Source organism: Klebsiella sp. MS 92-3, from assembly GCF_000195655.1.
GTDB lineage: Bacteria > Pseudomonadota > Gammaproteobacteria > Enterobacterales > Enterobacteriaceae > Klebsiella > Klebsiella pneumoniae.
Genome location: NZ_GL882860.1, coordinates 88,338 through 89,527, shown reverse-complemented (window position 1 = coordinate 89,527; position 1,190 = coordinate 88,338). Strand labels below are relative to the sequence as shown.

Sequence of the window (1,190 nt, the reverse complement as noted above, 5' to 3'; positions counted from 1 at the left end):
GGGGGGGGGGGGCGCCGTGTTTGTCGACCCGGGCGTTAATGTTTCGGGCACCTCTCCCACCGGCAAGAGCCTGAAAGCAGACAATATCGCCCCGACGGCGTGGGTGCCCAACTTCCACTTTGTCGCGCCGATTAACGACCAATTTGGTTGGGGGGCGTCTATCACCTCTAACTATGGTCTGGCAACAGAGTATAACGATGATTATGCGGCCGGCAGCATGGGCGGTAAAACCGACCTGACCACCGCGAACTTCAACCTGAGCGGCGCCTACCGCCTCGACAGCAACTGGAGCTTCGGCTTAGGCTTTGACGCGGTCTACGCCAAGGCGAAGATCGAGCGCTATGCAGGCGATCTGGGGCAGATTGTCGCAGGCTCTGGCGCGCTGCCGCCGGCGCTGGCGGGCCAGGTAGCGAAGATCCCGGCCGACACGCAGATCGCCCATCTTAATGGCAACGCGTGGGGCTTCGGCTGGAACGCCGGGATCCTCTATGAGCTGGATAAGAATAACCGCTACGGTTTAACCTACCGTTCTGAGGTCAAGATCGACTTCGACGGTAACTACCGCAGCAGCCTGCCGGCGGCCTATAACCAGATCCTCGGCAACTTCGGCCTGCCGGCGGGCACCAGCGGCCAGACGACAAATGGTTCGCTAACCCTTAACCTGCCGGAAATGTGGGAGCTGTCCGGCTATAACCGCGTGGCGCCGCAGTGGGCGGTCCACTATAGCCTGACCTACACCAGCTGGAGTCAGTTCCAGGAGCTGAAAGCCACCGGCAGCAACGGCCAGACGCTGTTCTATAAAGAGGAAGGCTTCAAGGACGCCTATCGTCTTGCGCTGGGGACCACCTATTATTATGACGATAACTGGACCTTCCGTACCGGTATCGCCTTCGATGACAGCCCGGTGCCGGCTAATAACCGCTCTATCTCTATTCCGGACCAGGATCGCCTGTGGCTGAGCGCGGGTACCACCTACGCGTTCAATAAAGATGCCTCGGTTGACGTCGGCGTTTCATACATGCACGGGCAGCATGTTGAAATTAAGGAAGGCCCGTATACCTTCCGTTCCGAAGGAACCGCCTGGCTGTACGGCGCTAACTTCAACTACCGCTTCTGATAAGCAGCGCGCCACAAAAAAAAAGAGCAGGGAGGGACTGAGATTGTTTTTTTTTTTTTTTTTTTTTTTTTTT

General features: G+C 57.5%; 1 protein-coding gene. It reads left to right on the top strand.

Annotated elements, in window-relative coordinates; all coding sequences use genetic code 11:
* On the top strand, positions 1–1,117 hold a 1,117-nt coding region (fadL, locus tag HMPREF9538_RS03055), incomplete at its 5' end, for a long-chain fatty acid transporter FadL (RefSeq protein WP_009486229.1).
* Between the last annotated feature and the right edge of the window lie 73 nt (positions 1,118–1,190).